At 38.0% G+C, this 18051-nt stretch carries 15 protein-coding genes; 7 read left to right on the forward strand and 8 right to left on the reverse strand.

Going from position 1 to position 18051, the window contains the following annotated elements; all coding sequences use genetic code 11:
* Positions 1-37 precede the first annotated feature (37 nt).
* From EHR07_RS05385 to EHR07_RS05405, 5 genes are read right to left on the reverse strand one after another with little or no spacing between them, the layout of a single operon-like run.
* Positions 38-2389 (reverse strand): YhjD/YihY/BrkB family envelope integrity protein, encoded by a 2352-nt coding sequence (locus EHR07_RS05385; protein WP_135744130.1) that lies wholly within the window; start codon positions 2387-2389, stop codon positions 38-40.
* A complete protein-coding gene (locus EHR07_RS05390; RefSeq protein ID WP_135744131.1) occupies positions 2386-3279 on the reverse strand; it encodes a class I SAM-dependent methyltransferase in 894 nt (297 codons plus the stop codon). The genes EHR07_RS05385 and EHR07_RS05390 overlap by 4 nt, the downstream gene beginning before the upstream one ends.
* Positions 3279-3887, reverse strand: a complete 609-nt coding sequence (locus EHR07_RS05395; RefSeq protein ID WP_135744132.1) for a class I SAM-dependent methyltransferase — start codon at positions 3885-3887, stop codon at positions 3279-3281. The genes EHR07_RS05390 and EHR07_RS05395 overlap by 1 nt, the downstream gene beginning before the upstream one ends.
* On the reverse strand, positions 3884-5086 hold the full coding sequence (locus EHR07_RS05400) for an ATP-grasp domain-containing protein (RefSeq protein WP_135744133.1): 1203 nt from the start codon (positions 5084-5086) through the stop codon (positions 3884-3886). Before EHR07_RS05400 ends, EHR07_RS05395 begins: the two co-directional genes overlap by 4 nt.
* Positions 5087-5455, reverse strand: coding sequence for an RNA recognition motif domain-containing protein (locus EHR07_RS05405; protein ID WP_135744134.1), 369 nt, complete (start codon positions 5453-5455; stop codon positions 5087-5089).
* A gap of 113 nt (positions 5456-5568) precedes the next feature.
* Here EHR07_RS05405 and EHR07_RS05410 point away from each other — a divergent pair, with 113 nt between their 5' ends.
* Entirely contained in the window at positions 5569-6429 is an 861-nt protein-coding gene (locus EHR07_RS05410) for a flagellar hook-basal body protein (protein WP_100790507.1), read from the forward strand.
* 191 nt (positions 6430-6620) lie between these two features.
* Here the strand turns inward: EHR07_RS05410 and EHR07_RS05415 are convergent, their stop codons facing one another.
* Entirely contained in the window at positions 6621-7373 is a 753-nt protein-coding gene (locus EHR07_RS05415; protein ID WP_135744135.1) for an SDR family NAD(P)-dependent oxidoreductase, read from the reverse strand.
* A 387-nt stretch (positions 7374-7760) separates the two neighbouring features.
* Here EHR07_RS05415 and EHR07_RS05420 point away from each other — a divergent pair, with 387 nt between their 5' ends.
* The 4 genes from EHR07_RS05420 to EHR07_RS05435 all read left to right on the forward strand — a co-directional run bounded on the left by EHR07_RS05420 (position 7761) and on the right by EHR07_RS05435 (position 13629).
* Positions 7761-11111, forward strand: a complete 3351-nt coding sequence (locus EHR07_RS05420; RefSeq protein ID WP_135744136.1) for a PAS domain S-box protein — start codon at positions 7761-7763, stop codon at positions 11109-11111.
* Positions 11112-11118: 7 nt separating this feature from the next.
* On the forward strand, positions 11119-12105 hold the full coding sequence (locus tag EHR07_RS05425) for a response regulator (RefSeq protein ID WP_135744137.1): 987 nt from the start codon (positions 11119-11121) through the stop codon (positions 12103-12105).
* A gap of 42 nt (positions 12106-12147) precedes the next feature.
* Positions 12148-13008 carry an AraC family transcriptional regulator gene (locus EHR07_RS05430; protein ID WP_135744138.1) on the forward strand — a complete coding sequence of 287 codons (861 nt, stop codon included), beginning with the start codon at positions 12148-12150 and terminating at the stop codon, positions 13006-13008.
* 132 nt (positions 13009-13140) lie between these two features.
* The gene (locus EHR07_RS05435) at positions 13141-13629 is read left to right on the forward strand and encodes a GyrI-like domain-containing protein (protein WP_135744139.1); all 489 of its coding nucleotides are present in this window, start codon (positions 13141-13143) and stop codon (positions 13627-13629) included.
* Between the two features lie 24 nt (positions 13630-13653).
* On the opposite strand, the gene EHR07_RS05440 is transcribed toward EHR07_RS05435, so the two are convergent.
* Both EHR07_RS05440 and EHR07_RS05445 read right to left on the reverse strand, forming a co-directional pair.
* Positions 13654-14385, reverse strand: a complete 732-nt coding sequence (locus EHR07_RS05440) for a class II aldolase/adducin family protein (RefSeq protein ID WP_135744140.1) — start codon at positions 14383-14385, stop codon at positions 13654-13656.
* Positions 14386-14418: 33 nt separating this feature from the next.
* A complete protein-coding gene (locus tag EHR07_RS05445) occupies positions 14419-15063 on the reverse strand; it encodes a class II aldolase/adducin family protein (RefSeq protein WP_135744141.1) in 645 nt (214 codons plus the stop codon).
* 166 nt (positions 15064-15229) lie between these two features.
* On the opposite strand from EHR07_RS05445, the gene EHR07_RS05450 reads away from it, so the two are divergent.
* Both EHR07_RS05450 and EHR07_RS05455 read left to right on the forward strand, forming a co-directional pair.
* On the forward strand, positions 15230-15856 hold the full coding sequence (locus EHR07_RS05450) for a TetR/AcrR family transcriptional regulator (protein ID WP_135744142.1): 627 nt from the start codon (positions 15230-15232) through the stop codon (positions 15854-15856).
* A gap of 166 nt (positions 15857-16022) precedes the next feature.
* Positions 16023-17885 (forward strand): PP2C family protein-serine/threonine phosphatase, encoded by a 1863-nt coding sequence (locus EHR07_RS05455; protein ID WP_135744143.1) that lies wholly within the window; start codon positions 16023-16025, stop codon positions 17883-17885.
* Positions 17886-18051: the final 166 nt, after the last annotated feature.

Below are 18051 nucleotides of genomic sequence, written 5' to 3' on the forward strand. Positions count from 1 at the left end.
CTAAATCAACAAATTCTTTCGTTTGATTTGGTTTTATTTAAACCAAATCTTTAAACGAGATTTTTTTAAGTTCTTCTTTTAGTTTTTCTTCCAACACATTTAGGCTTTCATTCAGTTTGGGTGAAATTTTCATTAGTTCTTTCGGTGCCCCCATTTTGAAACTAGAAGTTTCTTCGTATAAAGCTACCAAATCAATTTGTTCTTTTAGTTTCACCGGCGCTATCCGTTTGTCTTCGGTGATTTCCAAAAGTTTAGCTCCATTTAACTTTTCTAGAATCTCATTTAACTCTTTTTCTGGCATCAAAAGTGTTTTTCTGAGATTTGATAATTTGATGAGTTCTCCTTTTTTGGATTGGTGGTCATAGGTGAGAGCCAATACTTGGATGGTTTTGTAAAACTCATACGATAGATTATTATCAGTATCTTCAAACGGATGTTTAGGAAGGATGTAACGATCAGGGAATTGTAAAGTGGCAGTGACTTCTGCACCATATAAAATGATGAGTGAGATGGAATAAATGGCAAGTAGGGCAATGGGGATGGCCGCAAGTGCTTTATACACTAACATTGTTTTTTCGGTAAAGGATGTTAGGTAAATGTTGATAAACCCCCAAAAGAAAATGATAAGAATGATTCCAGTCACCGCAGCTCCAATCGAAGAGGCTTTGATGGGAACTTTAGTATTGGGGATGATATTAAAAATTAATAAAAAGAAAAGCCAAAGTGCAAGGAGTGGTAGGAGGATTTGAAAAATGGAATACATGGAGAAAAATCTTTTTCCGCCTTGGTATTTTTTCCAAATGGTTTGGCCTTTTTCATCTTCTTCAACTCGAATGATTTTATTAAATTCACCTACACCAACAATGCCTAACATTCCTTCATTGAGTGTTTCTGCTTCGTTTTGAGATTCGATTTCGATGCCATCATCCCTTTGCAAAGTGGATTCCTCTAAGGAAACTTCCTTTTCTTTTGTCTTTTTCGAGAGTAAAATCATATCTAGAATCATACCCTCTTTTCCTTTGTAAGCCGTAGACCAATTTTCACCTTCATCTTCGGATAATAAAATATCACCGAGAGAAGTTAAGATGAATATATCGTAATCTTGTTTTTTGGGAGAAGTAAAAACCCAAACTCTTTCATAAGAATATTTTCTGTGGCTTAAGTCAGTCCAGGTATAACCTCCATCAGTGGTTTTGAATATAGCTCCGTTATCACCAACGAGAAAACCAACATTTCGAGTGAGGAAGGCAATGTCATTCAAAGGTTTGGGAGAAATTTCCTGTGGGAAAAAAGTGGTCCCTCCATCGCTTGTTTTCCATAATCTACCTTCCCGGTCCAAGATAAACCCATCTTTTTCCGTAAAGAACCTAACACGAATTGGTGTTATATTCGGATCTGTGAAACGTTTGATTTCTTTTAAAGTTTTTCCAATTTCGTAGCGAAGTGTACGAGTGTCTTTGGTGAGAATGAATAAAGTGTCAAAATCGATAGCACCAAAATCTGCAATTGTAATCCCTTTTAATGAATGGAGTTTCCAAGTTTTTCCTAAGTCGTTGGAATATAAAAAAGTTCCGTCTTCGGAAATAGTAAATAAATCATTACCAACACTTCGAATTCTAAAAAAATTTTCTTTTGAGATGTCTGGTTTTTTACAGGTTCCGGTTTCCACAGTATCAAAATCAACGCAGAGCATGTTTTCAAAATCGATGCTTGCATTAGGAATAAAGGAAATGGATTTGTTGAGTTCTTTGATGGTTCCTATATTACCTTTTTCTCCAGCCACCCATAGTTCTCCTTGTTTGGTGGAAACAATTGACTTTAAGTGAGGAGGGCGAACCGAATCAGAAATTTTATCTGTGATATTTTTCCCGACAACAAATAGAAGGGGACCAAAAGAAATTAGGAAAAAGTAAAAAACGAATTTGTTGATCACATTTCTGTGCAGGTCAATTTTCCAAATGATATGGAAGGCTTTTTCTAGGGATCTTAAAACTGCCGTTGCGGAAAAAATAAAAACAACAAAACCTACAGCTCCAATTTGAGATGCCGTCGATATAATGTCCGTCAACGTTTCTAGATAAGGAGTGATATCGAATTGAATATTGTTTCTAAGTAGGTAGGCGTTGATGTCATCTACCATTTCCCCTTGCCTAGTTTGGATTCCCGAAGCCACGGTAATCAGCGCAAGGGCTACCGTTAAAGTGGGGATCAGTGTCACAATAGTTGTATACGCAAGACTTGATCCTATGATGAGACAATCGTCTTTCATAAACCTGTGAACCGAAACTAACAAAACGCGAATACTTAGGATGAGTTTTCGTTTCCAACCATTTTCTTCGGGAATGGCTGTCAGTCTGACAAGTAAGGATGGTTTTGTTAGAGTGTTCATGATGTTTCCTGTTTTTTAAAAGCGTACAAAACGTAACTAGAGGTGATTGGGTATCCGTTTTTTTTCCACTTGGACTTAATGTGGTAATACGAAATACGAATCCATTGCAAATAATCTTTCCAGTTTTGAAAAGAACCCTTTGATTTTTTTAGCTTTGCTAACAATGGAAAATCTACTCCGAAGTAAGATACAAAACGACCAAATCCAAGGTTAGTCAATATTTTTTTTAGGATGGTGTCTGAGTAATAAAAAACATGACCGGGCATGTAATAATGGTAATTTGAACCTTCTGATTTTGCCTGCCATCCGTCAAAATTCGCGGTTTGGAGGAGAAGGAGGCCACCCGGTTTTAGGATTCTTGTGAGTTCTTTAAAAAAAAGTTTGGGATTTTCAATATGTTCAATCACTTCAACAAGGGTGATGACACTAAAATGATTGTTTGGAAATTTTGCATCCATTAGTCTTCCGTTAAATGTAGGAATTCCTATTTCATTCGCATAACGTGCGGCATACTCTGAGATTTCAACACCTTGGATTGAAAATCCTTCTTCTTTAGCCATTTCTAAGAATCCACCAAAGGAAGAACCTATATCTAAAAAGTTGCCGGTTCCTATAAACTTTTTTATATTTTGAATCCTTGCCTTCCAAACATATTGAAAATATTTTTTATGATCCCTTTCATCAATGTATGTATACTCCGCTTTCCCTTGGTAATAATCTTTGGAATAAAGTTCTTTTTGATTGGGTCGAGGGAAGAGTGCTTGGAGTTTACAAGTTTTACATTCAACTATGGACAATCCTGAATACTTACCAGTTGTAGTATAAAGTGGTTTCCAATCACAAGTTTGGTTTAATGGGCATTCTTCAGATAAAGAAAGATTTTGATTCATTACTTTTCAGCAAGGAAAAACCAATGGCAAATTCGTTCCTCTAGTTTTCCCAGGGGAGTTCTTTCCGAATAACCAATAGATACTTTGGAAAAAATGGATAAAAAACTTTTTAAATCTTTTAGGGAATAGGTTTCTGCATAACCACCGTTTAGATCTGCCAAATTCATTTTGCCTTGACTGAGACCTAAATGAGTATCTCCGTCCGCACGAATGGATCCCAAAAGATAACCACCTTCGTCTAGTGATTCATATAAAGATGATAAAAGATTTTTGGCATCCTCTCTTGGGTTATAATGAAAAACTCCCCAACTGACAATGAGCCCAAATTCATTTGGAGAAAAGGGGAGATTCATACCTGGTGTATGTAAAAAACGAATGGAAGAACTTTCCTCATTTAACAGGTCAATGGTGGTTTTTGCTGTGTCACAGGCCGTGACCAAATAACCTTCATTTTGCAAAAGATAGGAATGTCTACCTGATCCACATCCAAAGTCTAGGGCTTTTTTATTTTTTGGTTGGATCCGGGATAAAAGACGGACTAAATTTTCATCAGGAAAGGCCAGTTTGGATTTGGGCCTTTCATAGTGTTCATCCCAGACATTTTTCATGAGTCAATTCTTTGAAAAATGGAATCTAACCAATCTTTGGTGGAAATGGATAGTTTGGTAGAGATTCCAAACACTTGGGTTCTTTTATGGTTTCCTTCCAATTTATCGAGTGTCGCACCCGTTTTGACTAATTGTTTTTGAAAAAAGACAGTTTCACCTGCGTTTGGTTCTAAGACGACAGGTTCTCCCATTTTTTTTTGGCGTTCTGGGGGGAGAGTGAACACTAGGGCAGATTTGGTGATTCCATCTTTGGCTTTTTTTAAAAAACCAGGCCTTGTTTTTTCACCAATGGTCACAGAAAGTAAATCATTAAAGTATTTATATCCGTAGTGTTCGGGGATTAATACATCGGCTAAAAATTCGCCGCCCACTTCTGGAGCAGATTCGATGAGAAGGCATTCTTTATTTTTTGTAATTTTGAATTCCGCAACAAAAGGTCCCGTTTTTAGTTTGGTTGCCGTGACAACTGCCTGACAGATCATTTTGATTTCTCCCGCCATATCGATATGTTGGGAAGGTGCTACGTGGGCCACCTCAATAAAGTTAGGTTTTCCCGTTGTGATTTTATCTGTGAGGGAAACCAAATAAAATCGTCTAGCAATCACAAATCCAAGCACCGTGATTTCATCTCCATGGATGAATGGTTCTAAAAGGTAACTTTCGCTAGTTTTTAAACGTGTAAATTTTTTATAATCCGCTTCTGACTCAAGGACCGTAATCCCTTTTTTCCCAGAACCTTCTTTGGGTTTGGCGATGAGGGGAAAACTTAACTCAAATTTTTTTTCTTTAGATTTAGAAGATACACTTGATTGAAGTGATGCGGGAAGAGGGATTCCATACTTCTGCACGGAGTTTTTGAATTTTTCTTTATCCAAAAACAAATTCACTGTATCTCGGGGGTTTCCACGGAGTTTTAATTTTTCTGCTAAATAGGAAACGGTATAGATGGCCTTTCCAAATGACCGTGATCCCACTCCCATCAGTTTGAAAGGTAGCGGGACTCGGCTCATCGCATGTAGAATTTTCCTATACTCATGAGTCGATTCTAATATACGAATGTCCGATCCCACAAGACCTGGAGCTTCAGGGTTTGTGTCCACGGAGATGACTTTGAGTCCTCTTGCTTTTGCTGCTTGGATGAGAGGGATTTGGTTCTCTCCGGCTCCAATGGAGAGGTAACTACCGGTCAGTTGTCTCATCTATGAACCGCGAGAACCGCCTCTCCTTTGTACGCCCGTATTACCGCCACCAGTCGTTTGGTTTCTACCGAAGGTAGGTTTTGCGACCGCAGGGCTTCCTTTCTTTTTGGCAGCTTCATTTTGCGATTTTGTTAGTTCTTCCTGGTTTACGAGGACGATGGCCTTTCCTTCGACTTCCTTTCCATTCAGAGCAGAAATCGCCTTGGAAGCATCGGCATCTGCCATTTCCGCGGTTCCATATCCCAAAGATACCTTTGTGATTTTGTCCCGTTTGATTTGGAGGTGTTCCACTTTTCCATGCGCAGAAAGAAGTTTTTCGAGTGCTTCTTCAGTGAGAGACTGGGGTAGGTTTCCGATGGATAACTTCATGTCCTTCTTTTCTCCTAAAAATTAAAGAAAACTTCAACTCTTTTTTGACTATGTCGCATTTTCTCTTGGGGAATCTGCAGATCTTGTCGAAAGAAAGTATAGGTAGGAACTTTATGTTACGAGGACTCTATACTGGTGCCAATGGGATGATTTCCCAACAAGTGCGAATGGATGTAATTGCCAACAATTTGGCCAATGTTGATAAAACTGCATTTAAAAAAGATACCACAGTCTTCAAAACCTTCCCCGAAATGTTACTCCATCGTTACTCTGAAGATGGGATTGGAAAAACTCCCATGGGTTCCTTTGATACATCCCCAGTGGTCGGTAAACTAGGGTTTGGTGCCGAAGTGAACGAAGTTTACACTCGCTTTGAACAAGGGGCTGTCAAAAAAACTGATAATATCTTTGATTTGATGGTCCAAGACCAACCCGGAATGGAAAAACCTGCCTTTTTTTCTGTCCTCACGAACCGTGGCGAACGCCTCACTCGGAGTGGAAGTTTTGTTTTGGATAAAAATGGATTTGTCGTGACCCCGCAAGGATTTCCTCTTCTCGGCGAAAAAGGTCCCATCCAAGTAAACCAAGGAAATTTCCTTGTGAAAGAAAATGGGGAAATTTATATCAATGCCAAACTCGGAACCGCTCCCAAAGACGGAACCAATTTCAGCGAAAACAGATTCGAAGACCCGGTCCTACTCGATAAATTAAAAATTCGCACGGTCGAAAACCCACGCCACCTAGACAAAGAAGGGGACTCGTTTTATTCCGACACTCCTGAATCCGGCGAACCCACTGCCTTTCCTGAACTTCTTGCCCCACAAGTATTACAAGGATATCTCGAAGCATCAAATGTTTCTGTGGTGACTGAGATGGTAGATATGATTGAAGTCAACCGCGCCTACGAAGCCAATTCCAAAACCATGCAAACCCAAGACAGTTTACTTGGTCGCCTATTCGAAATCATGCGATAGGATTTTTTTTTGGGGAGGGGGGAATCCCCGAAAGACTTCCTTCTTGGTTATAGGACTGATGTTTTTCTAGATATTATTGGACCTGTCAACTTTCGGGGACCGGGCTACTCCGGGGTGCGCTTAACGCTCCCGTCTGACATCTGTCAGACCAAGCCCTTCGTATCCCTTTCCCGTTTGAGACAATAGAGAACTTAACTCCTGGTTCCCCCATCCACACGGTATACCGAACCCGTAATAAAACTGGATTCCTCTGAGGCTAAAAAAGCGATGAGGTTTGCCACTTCTTTGGGTTTGCCAAGCCTTCCCATTGGAATATTTTTTTCCATAGTTTCCTTTCCTCTTTCTCCGGCCACATCCAAGATGGCGGTTTCTGTCCAACCGGGACAAACCGCATTGATCCGGACCCCAAACCTTGCCACCTCCATTGCCCCCGTTGTAGTGAGTTCAATCACACCAGCTTTGGCCACACAATACGGCCCAAGAGAAGGGGATGCCCCAAGTCCTGCGATGGAGGCAACATTAATGATGGACCCTCCTAAACGGTCACCAAGCATCAGTTTTGTGGCATATTTTTGACACCAGAATACACTGGTTAGGTCCATAAGTAACAACCGGTTCCAAACTTCTGTAGTCACTTTGTGCATAAATGTGGGTTTGTTAGCGATCCCTGCATTGTTTACCATAATATCCAATCTTTGGTTTCGAGATTTGAAGATTTCTACAAGGGAAATGATTTCTTCTTCAACGGTAACATCACATTTAATAAATTCAGCGGACCCACCAAAATCTTCTATTTCCTTGGCAACACGTGAACCTTCCTCTACATTGATATCAGAAACAACCACGTGGGCACCCTTTTTTGCCAGTAACAAACAGGTTTCCTTCCCAATTCCAAGGGCACCACCGGTAACGATCACATTTTTCTGCTGTAAGGTTTTTTCCATACCAAACTTTTTTGGTTTAGAGAGAAAGGGGCAAGTAAATATCTAAACTTGCATCTTTGAAAATTTGTTTAAAGTGATCCGATCGTTCTATTTTTTCATATAAATATTCGGTAGCCTTGATGGTCTATTTTCTTAGAAGTGGAATATATCCATGTAAATAATAATATTATAATATTGATATTTACAAAAATTGCAAATATTAATTCCAATGAAAGTATTTAGAGATAGTGAAAAATGCCACAATTTTACAAATATCTCTCCTATTTCCTTTTCGTTTAGTAATAGTACTTAGAAGAAAAGAAAATTTTTAGAATCTATCTAATTTACCTAGTATCCAAAGAATCCTCAAATAAAGGATAGGATTAAGTAACGTATAGGAATCAAACATTGGGACTCGAATCTTTAAGACATTTTTTTATATTAGATGCAGATCAATTGATCTTTGTGGAAGGTTCCTATAATTATTGGTTGGTTTTTCTTTCTATTTTCATTTCTATTTTTGCTTCTTGGATTTCTTTGTATATGCTCAGCCGTTTTTCCAACGTGGAGAGCAAATACTCACGGTTAGCAATTTTATTCACATCTAGTTTGTCGATGGGCGGGGCAGTTTGGTCCATGCATTTTATTGGAATGATGTCATTTGATTTATGCACAAAAGTGACTTATGATAAACTAATTACAATTCTCTCTATCCTTCCCAGTTTGTTTGCCTCCTATTTCGCATTGCGAACATTAAATAAAAAAAGTATTTCTAAAATGGAATTGGTTTCAGTAGGGATCCTTGTTGGCGCAGGAATTGGATTTATGCATTATATGGGAATGGCTGCTATGGAAATGCGCCCAAAATTACTGTATGAACCATATTTGTTTTTGATTTCACTCATTGTTGCAATTTCCCTTGCTATCCTTTCTATTTTGATTCAGTTTCGATTGAAGGAAACTAAGTTAAAAATAAAAACCAAGTATTTAACTTTGATTAGTGGGATTGTCATGGGAAGTGCCATTTCTGGAATGCATTACACGGGAATGGCTGCTGCTCGCTTTGTCGTTGAATCCAATCAGGTTTTAGATCAAACAAACTCGGATCAGTTTTTTTTAGCCGCCCTTGTCAGCTTTGGTAGTATTTTTGTTATTGGATCTGCTGTCGTTACCATTGCATTTATCAGTTATAAAGATCTTTTTCATAATCTATTAAGAAGTGAATCTAGGTTACGTGCGATCATTGAAACGGCAGCTGATGCCATTGTTATGATTGATACTAAAGGTATCATACAAGAGTTTAATATTACCGCTGAAAAGATGTTTGGTTGGAAGGCAAAAGAGGTAATTGGTCAAAATGTTAAGATACTAATGCCAAATCCCTTTCAGAGAGACCATGACAATTATCTTTCGAACTATTTAAGGACAGGGGAGGCAAAAATCATTGGAATTGGTAGGGAAACGATTGCTGTTCGAAAAGATGGGACAACTTTTCCCATTCGTTTGGCCATTGGACATACAAAACTTCCCCAAGATGATGTCTTTGTTGGTTTGATTAGTGATATTTCGGAAAGAGTAGTGATCGAAAATGCTCTTAAGGAAAATGAAGAACAGCTAAAATCATTTATACAAAATATTCCAGGGATTGTGTATCGCTGTTTAGTGGATGAAGATTGGACTTCTGTTTTTATCAGTGATTCCATTCTGAATTTATCAGGTTACCCTGCAAGTGACTTCCTTGAACCAAACCGTAAACGTTCGTTTAACGATATTATCCATCCTGAAGATAGGATTCATGTCGCCAATACCATTCAAAATGCCGTCGATACATCCGATACTTTTGTTTTAAACTATCGTATCATCCAAAAATCGGGAGACATTCGTTGGGTCTTAGAATACGGCGGACTTGTTTTGGATGAAAACAAAAAAGTAAAGTTTTTAGATGGGGTGATCTTAGATAATACAGACAGAAGGATGATCGAAGAAGCCCTAATTGAATCGAAAGAAAAAGCAGAAATGGCTGCGATAACCAAAACAACTTTTTTAGCAAATATGAGTCATGAAATTCGAACTCCTATGAATGCGATTCTTGGTTTCACAGAGATTCTCCTTTCTGGTGATTTGATAGGTAACCAAAAAAAACAACTGGAGACAGTTAAAAATTCCGCAAAATCATTGTTACGTTTATTGAATGATGTTTTAAATTCGGCAAAATTAGACAAAGGTGCCGTGGAACTAGAGATTTTTGACTTTTCACTAGTATCTCTTGTTGACCAAGTTTGTTCTGCAATGAGTATCGAAGCGAAACGAAAAGGTTTACGTTTTCAATACAAAATCTCGGAAGGTATCAATGATTATTATAAGGGAGATAGTCTTCGCATTAGACAAATTTTAACCAATCTGATAGGAAATGCGATTAAGTTTACTAAAGAAGGATTCATCCAACTGAATGTTTCTCAAATGGATGGAGAGATTTTATTTCATATCGAAGATAGTGGCATTGGAATCGCATCTGATCGATTAGAAAAAATATTTGATCCCTTTACGCAAGGTGATGTGTCGATGAGTCGAAAGTTTGGTGGAACAGGTCTAGGGACAACAATTTCAAAACAATTAGTCGAACTCATGAAAGGAAAAATCTGGGTAAAGAGTGAACAAGGAGTAGGGACCCATTTTTACGTTTCTATACCCTTAGAAATGGGAAATCCAGTTTTAGATATCAATGAGACGATTCAGTTAAATTTTGAGTTACCTAATTTAAAAATTCTGATAGTCGATGATGTGAAACAAAATGTCGAGTTGATTCAGTTACTTATGGCAGCTAACGGACATGAGGTCGAAATTGCAAATAATGGACGAGAAGCGTTAGAAGTTTTTAAATCAAAACAATTTGATTTGGTTTTAATGGACATCCAGATGCCGGAGATGGACGGATTGGAGGCGACAAGGCAAATCAGGTTGTATGAAAAAGAAAAAAGTAATCGTGTTCCGATACTTGCTTTGTCTGCGAGTGTATTTGAAGAAGATCGGCTGTCCGCAAAGGAAGCCGGTATGGATGGTTTTGTATCCAAACCAATAGACATTCATGATTTATTTTTAGAAATAAAAAAGGTCATTTCGCACCATCCTTTGCCAAACGTAATTTCTCGGTCCAACCAAATGCAAAAAGAAGATGTTTTTCAATTGTATCGGGGAATCCAACTTTTTGGATCTATAAAAAAATATATAAAAATGTTAAATGGTTTCTTTTTAGATTTTCAAAAAGAAATTCAAGAATGGAACGATCTCTCCCAAACTCCAACAGACCAACAAACATTTCTACATAGATTGAAAGGTGTTTCTTCCAATTTGGGAATTCTTCCGATTGCCAAGGAAACCAATCGTTTGGAGAAAAAACTACTAGTTTCGAAACTTAACACGGAAGATTTTGAAAGTTTAAAAGGAGTTTTTTCTGAGGTCTACCTTCAGTTTCAATCGCAATTTTCGTTTCCTCTCAAAGAGGACCATAAAGTTGAAAACATTCATCAAGAAATACCTAACGAAAATCTAAATCAGATTAGAGAAAGGATACAAAGATTAATAATATCTTTTTCCCAAGGATCTTATCTTCAGGACGAATGGCGAATACTCTCGCAATTATTACGAAATACAAAATTTAATCAGCATATTTTAGAAATTGAATCTTCCATCAGTCAGTTTGATTTCGACACTACGGTTTTGAAGTTAAACCACTTGGAAATTCAGATTTTTGGAGAATAATAGGGAAATGAATACGAAACCAAAAGTATTAGTGGTAGATGATGAACCTGCTAACTTACAGATATTAAATGATATTTTGCAAAATGATTATACTTTGTTTTTTGCTAAAGATGGAGAGAAGGGAATTGAGCTGGCTATATCACAATTGCCAGATATCATTTTACTCGATGTAATGATGCCAAAGATGACAGGACATGAGGTTTGTAAGATCCTGAAATCCAACGAAAAAACAAAATTCATTCCGGTGATTTTTGTGACAGCATTAACGGAAGTTGGTGACGAGGAAAAAGGATTTCAGTTAGGAGCTGTTGATTATATTATCAAGCCAGTAAGTCCCCCTATAGTGAAAGTTAGAGTTAAGAACCATTTATCTTTAGTTGATGTAAATGAAGTTAAGGCCACTAGATTACAAATTGTACAACGTTTGGGAATGGCATCTGAATACAAAGACAATGAAACTGGTATGCATGTAATTCGAATGAGTCATTATTCCCAAACCTTAGCATTGGCCCACGGTTATTCTAATGAAGCCGCCGAAGAGATTCTCAATGCAGCACCTATGCATGATGTGGGAAAAATTGGAATTCCTGATTACATCATCCAAAAACCGGGAAAACTTACACCTGAAGAATGGGAAATTATGAAACGACATCCCGAGATCGGGGCTGAAATTATTGGAGATCATCATTCAAGTTTATTAAAGTTAGCAAGATCCATTGCCATTACCCATCATGAAAAATTTGATGGAAGCGGATATCCGTATCAATTGAAAGGAGAACAAATTCCCTTAGAAGGTAGAATCATTGCAATAGCAGACGTATTTGATGCTTTAACTACTGTTCGTCCCTATAAAAAAGCATGGGAAGTTGTAGACGCTGTGGATTTTTTAAAAAAAGAATCTGGATCACATTTTGATCCTGATTTAGTCCAAAAGTTTATCTCGGTTTTGCCGAAGATTCTTGAAATCAAAAACCAGTGGCCAGAGGAAATTTAATCAATTCACAAAATTTAGTCTTATTCAAAATTTGGTAATCCTATGGACTATTATGATCATATAGAACTTGCCATTCGTTTTATGGAGTTGAATTTAACAGAAAACATCCGAGTGGAGGATGTATCTAAAAATGCTTTCCAATCGAGATGGCATTTTCAAAGAATTTTTCGTTATGTGACAGGATATTCTGTTTATACATATTTAAAAAAACGTAGGTTAACAGAAGCCGGTAATGATTTGATTTTGGGAAAAGAAAAAATCATTGATATTGCTTTAAAATATCATTATACAACCCCTGAATCTTTTCTCCGTGCTTTTCGTACTGAATACGGAATCAATCCTTCAGAATATCGAAAAACAGCAAATCATATCAATTTTCCCAAACTGGAAATAGAACCTTTACGAAATAAAGTTCGCATTGATGGATCAAATATCAAAACTACCGTCATTACCAAAAACGAATTTTTTCTAATTGGAAAACCTCATCGGACTACTATGCAAAAATGTCAGAATGAAATTGACATACCCAAGTTTTGGGGTGAATTTATGGGAAATGGTTTTATGGAATCTATTCCTAACCGAATTGATCATTCCTTAATGGGAATCTACTCTAACTGGGATTATGCGGAAAATTTTGATGTGATCATTGGTGCGCAAGTGAATTCGCTCACGAAAATACCTGAAGGATTTGTTTCTCACAGGATGAAACCAGCAAAGTATATGGTTTTTACTGTTCCAGGAAATACTAATGAAGACATCCTCAATGGTTGGAAATATATTTATGGAACTTGGATGCCAAATACTGGATACGAAAGAGAATTTAGTGACGATTTCGATTTATTCGATGACCGGTTCCAATCAAATACTCATCCAGAATCAGAAATTTACATCCCCATTCAGTAAATATCATTTCAACATCCTAGTTTCTGTTGTCTGGAGGAACTAGGTTTCAATTTGCTGCATTTTCCTTCTACTTCCTTATAAAAAAGCACAAATAGTCAAGAACCCAAATCCAGTTTGCGTTAGGATTTATTTATGGAACAAACTGCAACAAACCAAATTCATTTAGAATCAATGGTCCTAGTTGGGATCACAACACGAACTTCTAATGCCAAAGAAATGGCTGGAAAAGGAAAAATTGCCGCCCTTTGGCAAAGGTTTTGGGAAGAGGGGATTCTTTCCCAAATTCCAAATCCTTTGGTCTCTTCCGAAATTGTAGTGGCTTACACCGAATTTGAAACGGATGAAAACGGGGAATACACCATTTTAATTGGTACAAAAGTCAGCACTCTAGATTCCCTTCCGCCTCATTTAACAGCCATCCGTGTGGCCGCATCTGATTATCTTCATGTTCCCACAGATTGGGGTCCCATTTCTGAAATTGGAATCAACACCTGGAAAAAAATTTGGTCGGAAGAAACATACCGCAAAAATCGGTCTTACAAAACGGATTTGGAAATTTACGGTACCAATGCCAAAGACCCCAACCATTCCCAGTTTGATATTTACTTAGGAATCCGTTAGTGTGCTTTTCTGATTGAACTAGTGTTAGTAGGCCTTAAATCCCGTGGGCCTTTCACCACGGGCATAGGCGGCACTTGCTTTTTTTTCGTCTTTAAGGAGCCTACTTTTTGCAATGAAACGTACCCACCAAGGAATGTTTTTGATCGGACTTCCTGTGGAGTGAGCCAAAAGATAAGCTTTCGAACATTTTTCAATCAACTCACAATTGTATATGGCTTTCTCTCGAGTGACACTGGTGATGACCACGGCCTCTTCATCCAAAAAAGCATTGGCTCCTCCGAGGACAATGGAACTAGCTTCTACGGTTCCATCAATGCGTTTGGGAATGGGAAAAACGGGTGCTCCTAATTGGCGGCACTGTTCATCGAATACTAATGGGAGAGGATGGTTCAGTGTCTTTAATAAAGAACTCCACTCTGGCTGAAAGGAAACAATGGCCCCGATATCAGACCTTAAAGCATATAAACTGGCATGAAAGCGTATTTGATGGAGAGTCTCTTCGTTCTTCGACTGGATTTTGATCGCTGCGGTTGGATTTTCGATTGGGAATTCACTTATTTCCACGTTTGATTTTTTTCCTTCTCCCCTGTGGATGAGAAGGAAACTTCCTTTGCCCGGAAGACGAAAGGAAAGATCGGCTTTATGAGTTTGTAATAAACCTTTGGAATCTAAGCGGTGCCATAAATGATTTAATTCCTCAGCATCAGTTTGTATCTCTGATTTTGAATATTGTTTTTTGGTTGTAGATGATTTCATTTTTTTTCCTTATATCAAATTCGCAAATTGATATTAGAGAGCCTCCATTAACTGGGCTTTCATTTCTTTTGGCATCAGGGAAACATTTGGATTTTTTTCGATTCTTGTTTTTAGAAAATGTGCCGCTTCCTTTTCTAATAACTTTACACTTGTGATTGCTTGTTCCAAAGTCAAAGCTCCGCAAACCAAACCATGGTTACGCAAAAGATAGGCATTGGTCTCTTTGATAATTCTTTTACGAAAAGCTTTGACAAGAAAGGATGTACCAGAAGGAGCATAGGATACAATTCGTACAAAATATCCAATATTCTTTTTTCCTTCTTGGGATTCAATATCCATGTCCAAACCAAGTAAAGATACAGCACTTGCCAGTGGTTGGTGTGTGTGTAAACTCACTTCAATCTCAGGTCTCAAACTAAAAAAGGATGCGTGAATTCCACTTTCGGTTGTTGGTTGTTTGGTTCCTTCGACCATCTTTAAATCTTTAATTTGTAAAATACAAAGATCATCAGGTTTCATTGTATAATAATCGGTTGCGGAAGGCGTGACTGCCATCAATTCCGAATTGATTCGAACGGCTAAATTTCCACCTACTCCTGCTAAAAAACCCAAATCAGCTAACTTAACACAGGCGGCAAGCATTGACTTTTTTACTGACTTTATTTTTGATTCGATCATCGACTGTTTCCTTTCTAACTGCATGGAGTAAATCAATACCCGACATTTGTCGATTTTAATTTAGATTCTGATGGGCATGTGTCGACTAATTTTTAATGAATTATTAGTTTTTTGGATTGAAACTTTTCAAAAACTCGGCTTTCGTCGACTTTTAGTGGTCACTCGTATGCCAATATCCAACGAAAGACAGGAAAAAGAGAAAACAGAGGACCAAAACCGCAGGTTTCTCCTCGTACAATCATTAAGGGAATTACTACGAGAAGAGGAACCTGCTTCCATCACTTTTGCCAAAGTTTGTGCCCGAGCAAAAATTCCTAGAGCCTCTGCTTATCATTTTTTTCCCAATATGGGTGCTTTGTATCTCGGACTTCGTATGGTGCATTCCCAAATGGTTTCATTGCGATTGGCAAAGGTAGACACTTCCGATTTTAAAACTTGGCAGGACTATGTCCATTTTCTTGCCAGAGAGGCGGCAGCAGTGGTGAGGGAAGACAAAGCATTGATGCGCGTGGTTTATGGGGTACGGAATGAAGAAACTATGCATGTGGGAAAAGTTTTAGATTCATCGATTACCAAACTGGCTTTATCACAAGTGGAGGCTCGTTTTTTACTCCCTGATTTCCCTGATTTAAATCGTAAGGTGGGCATTGCTGTTTCCTTGATCGATTCCGTCTTTCGGTATTCCTTTCGGGAACAAGGTGAAATCACAGAGGAGATGGTAAACGAAGCAGCCAGGGCGGCCATTGCCTACCTACGTTTTTATTTCCCAGAATACTTACTTTACCGCCAATAGAAAGACCGAAGCGGGAATTCTGAATTTTCTAAAAAATAATCGACAGTAGTCGGTTTTTTGTCAATTTACTCCTTACGCCAAAAAACACACTAGTGCGGGATCTTATTTTCTACTTTTGAGAAGAAGGACTTGAGGTTTTGTACATTTGCGAAAAGGGAGAAGGTTTATGTTAGGAGCTAATGGTCGTTCCATCATCAGGAAATTAAAAAAGATTTTGTCTGAGTTTGTATCCTCTGTTTTGGGATCAACGGATCGTTTTGTGATGAGACACAGAATTTTGAATGGAACCCTCCTTGCTGGAATTGTCGCTATGGGAGTGGGCCTTTCTTCTGAATTTTTCCGCGAAGGTTTTGAGATGGGTGGGCTCATTGCTTTATGGATGGCATTTGGTTTTGCATGTGTCTTTTATTATTTAGCTAGGTTCCGCCATTTATTTCAGATCTTGATTTTACCTACCTTTATCATCAGTTCCTTAACTGCTTTTTTGCAGATCAAATACAGTGGTGGGATTGTCAGTGCGAATGTAATGTTACTTGCTCCGATCCTAGTATTAAACATGCTCATCCTCGGAAATAAATATGATTGGATCGCCATTGTATTTTTTGTATGCGCATTGTTTGTAGTTAATTACGTCCAAAACATCCATCCTGAATGGTTTTATGATTATTCTTCTGAAAAAGCAAGAAGTGAAGATTTTCTGATCACAGGTGTCTCTATATTATTTTTACTGGGACTGATGTTAAGAACTCTCAACAGGTCCTATGAAGATGCGATTGGTGAAGTGAGCCGATTGAAATACCAACAAGACGGAGATTATTATCTTACCTCTCTTCTCACACGTCCACTTTCTGGAATTCGTATTCGATCGAAATCCGTTTTGTTCCAAACTTACATCAAACAAAAAAAATCGTTCCAATTCAAAAATAGGGAATATGAATTGGGTGGGGATATTTGTGTCGCTGACCAAATTGTTCTTAGGGGACGTAGTTACTGTGTTTTTGCGAACGGAGATGCGATGGGAAAATCCATGCAAGGGGCAGGGGGTGTGCTTGTTTTTGGGACAGCATTCCGAGCACTCATTGAAAGGACCCATAGAGAAGGAATTCTTTCTGGATACTTCCCTGAACGTTGGTTACATACCGCTCTCAATGATTTCAACGATATATTTGAAGGATTTGATGGTTCTATGTCTATGTCATTGCTTCTTGGTTTGGTAGATGAGGAAAATGGTTTTTTATATTATATAAATGCAGAACACCCATTTCCCATTCGTTTTCGTGAAGGAAAGGCAAGTTTTTTATCGGAAAAAGCCACTAACTTTAAATTGGGAATGCAAAAGGATAAAGCTCTCATCGAAACTTGTTGGATTCGTCCAGGAGATACGATCATCATTGGATCTGATGGGCGTGATGATTTAAGTATAGGTTTTGATTCCAAATCCAATCGTGTGATTAATATGGATCACACTTCAATTTTAACTCAGGTGGAAGAAAGTGACGGAGATATTGAAAAACTAGGCCTTCGACTTCAAAATATTGGAGAACTGACGGATGATCTTTCCTTACTTAGCATTCGTTTCCAACCTCAAACTACAATCGATATAAAAACCAGAGAATCCGGTTTGGAAGAACCAATTCGCCTAATTCAAAGAAACAACTTCCCGGAAGCTCTAAATTTGTTGAAAAATTATGCAGATTCTTATGCATACGACCCTGCTGTGTGGAAATTATTGTACCGAGTATATCGAAAATTGGAAAAACCAATAGAAGCGGGCAAAGCGGCAGAAATATTTTCCAACAATCACCCTTCTGGTTTACAAATGATATTGGAAGGTGCAATCCAATATGCCAAAGCAAGTTTGATTGACGAAGCCATTGATATGGCAGAAAGGATTTATAGTCGTAAACCTGACGTAATTCCCGTGATCAAAATCCTCGTGAGACTTTATAAAAAGTCTAATCGACCTGAGAGGGCAAGCGAATATGAAGAAGAAATTCATCGTTTAGAAAATGATTCTCTAGACTCCTAAGGAGAAAATTAGATTGGAATTCGTATCTTTTGGGTTAGGTGAAATTTACCTTTATAGACCTTTAGTGGGAAGATTTATCTTCTATATTATGAAAAATCAGATTATTTTCTAATAATTCTCCTATCTTCTATTGATGAAAACAAAAATGAATTTACTTTTAAGAATC

Origin of the sequence: Leptospira bandrabouensis, assembly GCF_004770905.1 — a bacterium.
GTDB classification, from domain to species: Bacteria; Spirochaetota; Leptospiria; order Leptospirales; family Leptospiraceae; genus Leptospira_A; species Leptospira_A bandrabouensis.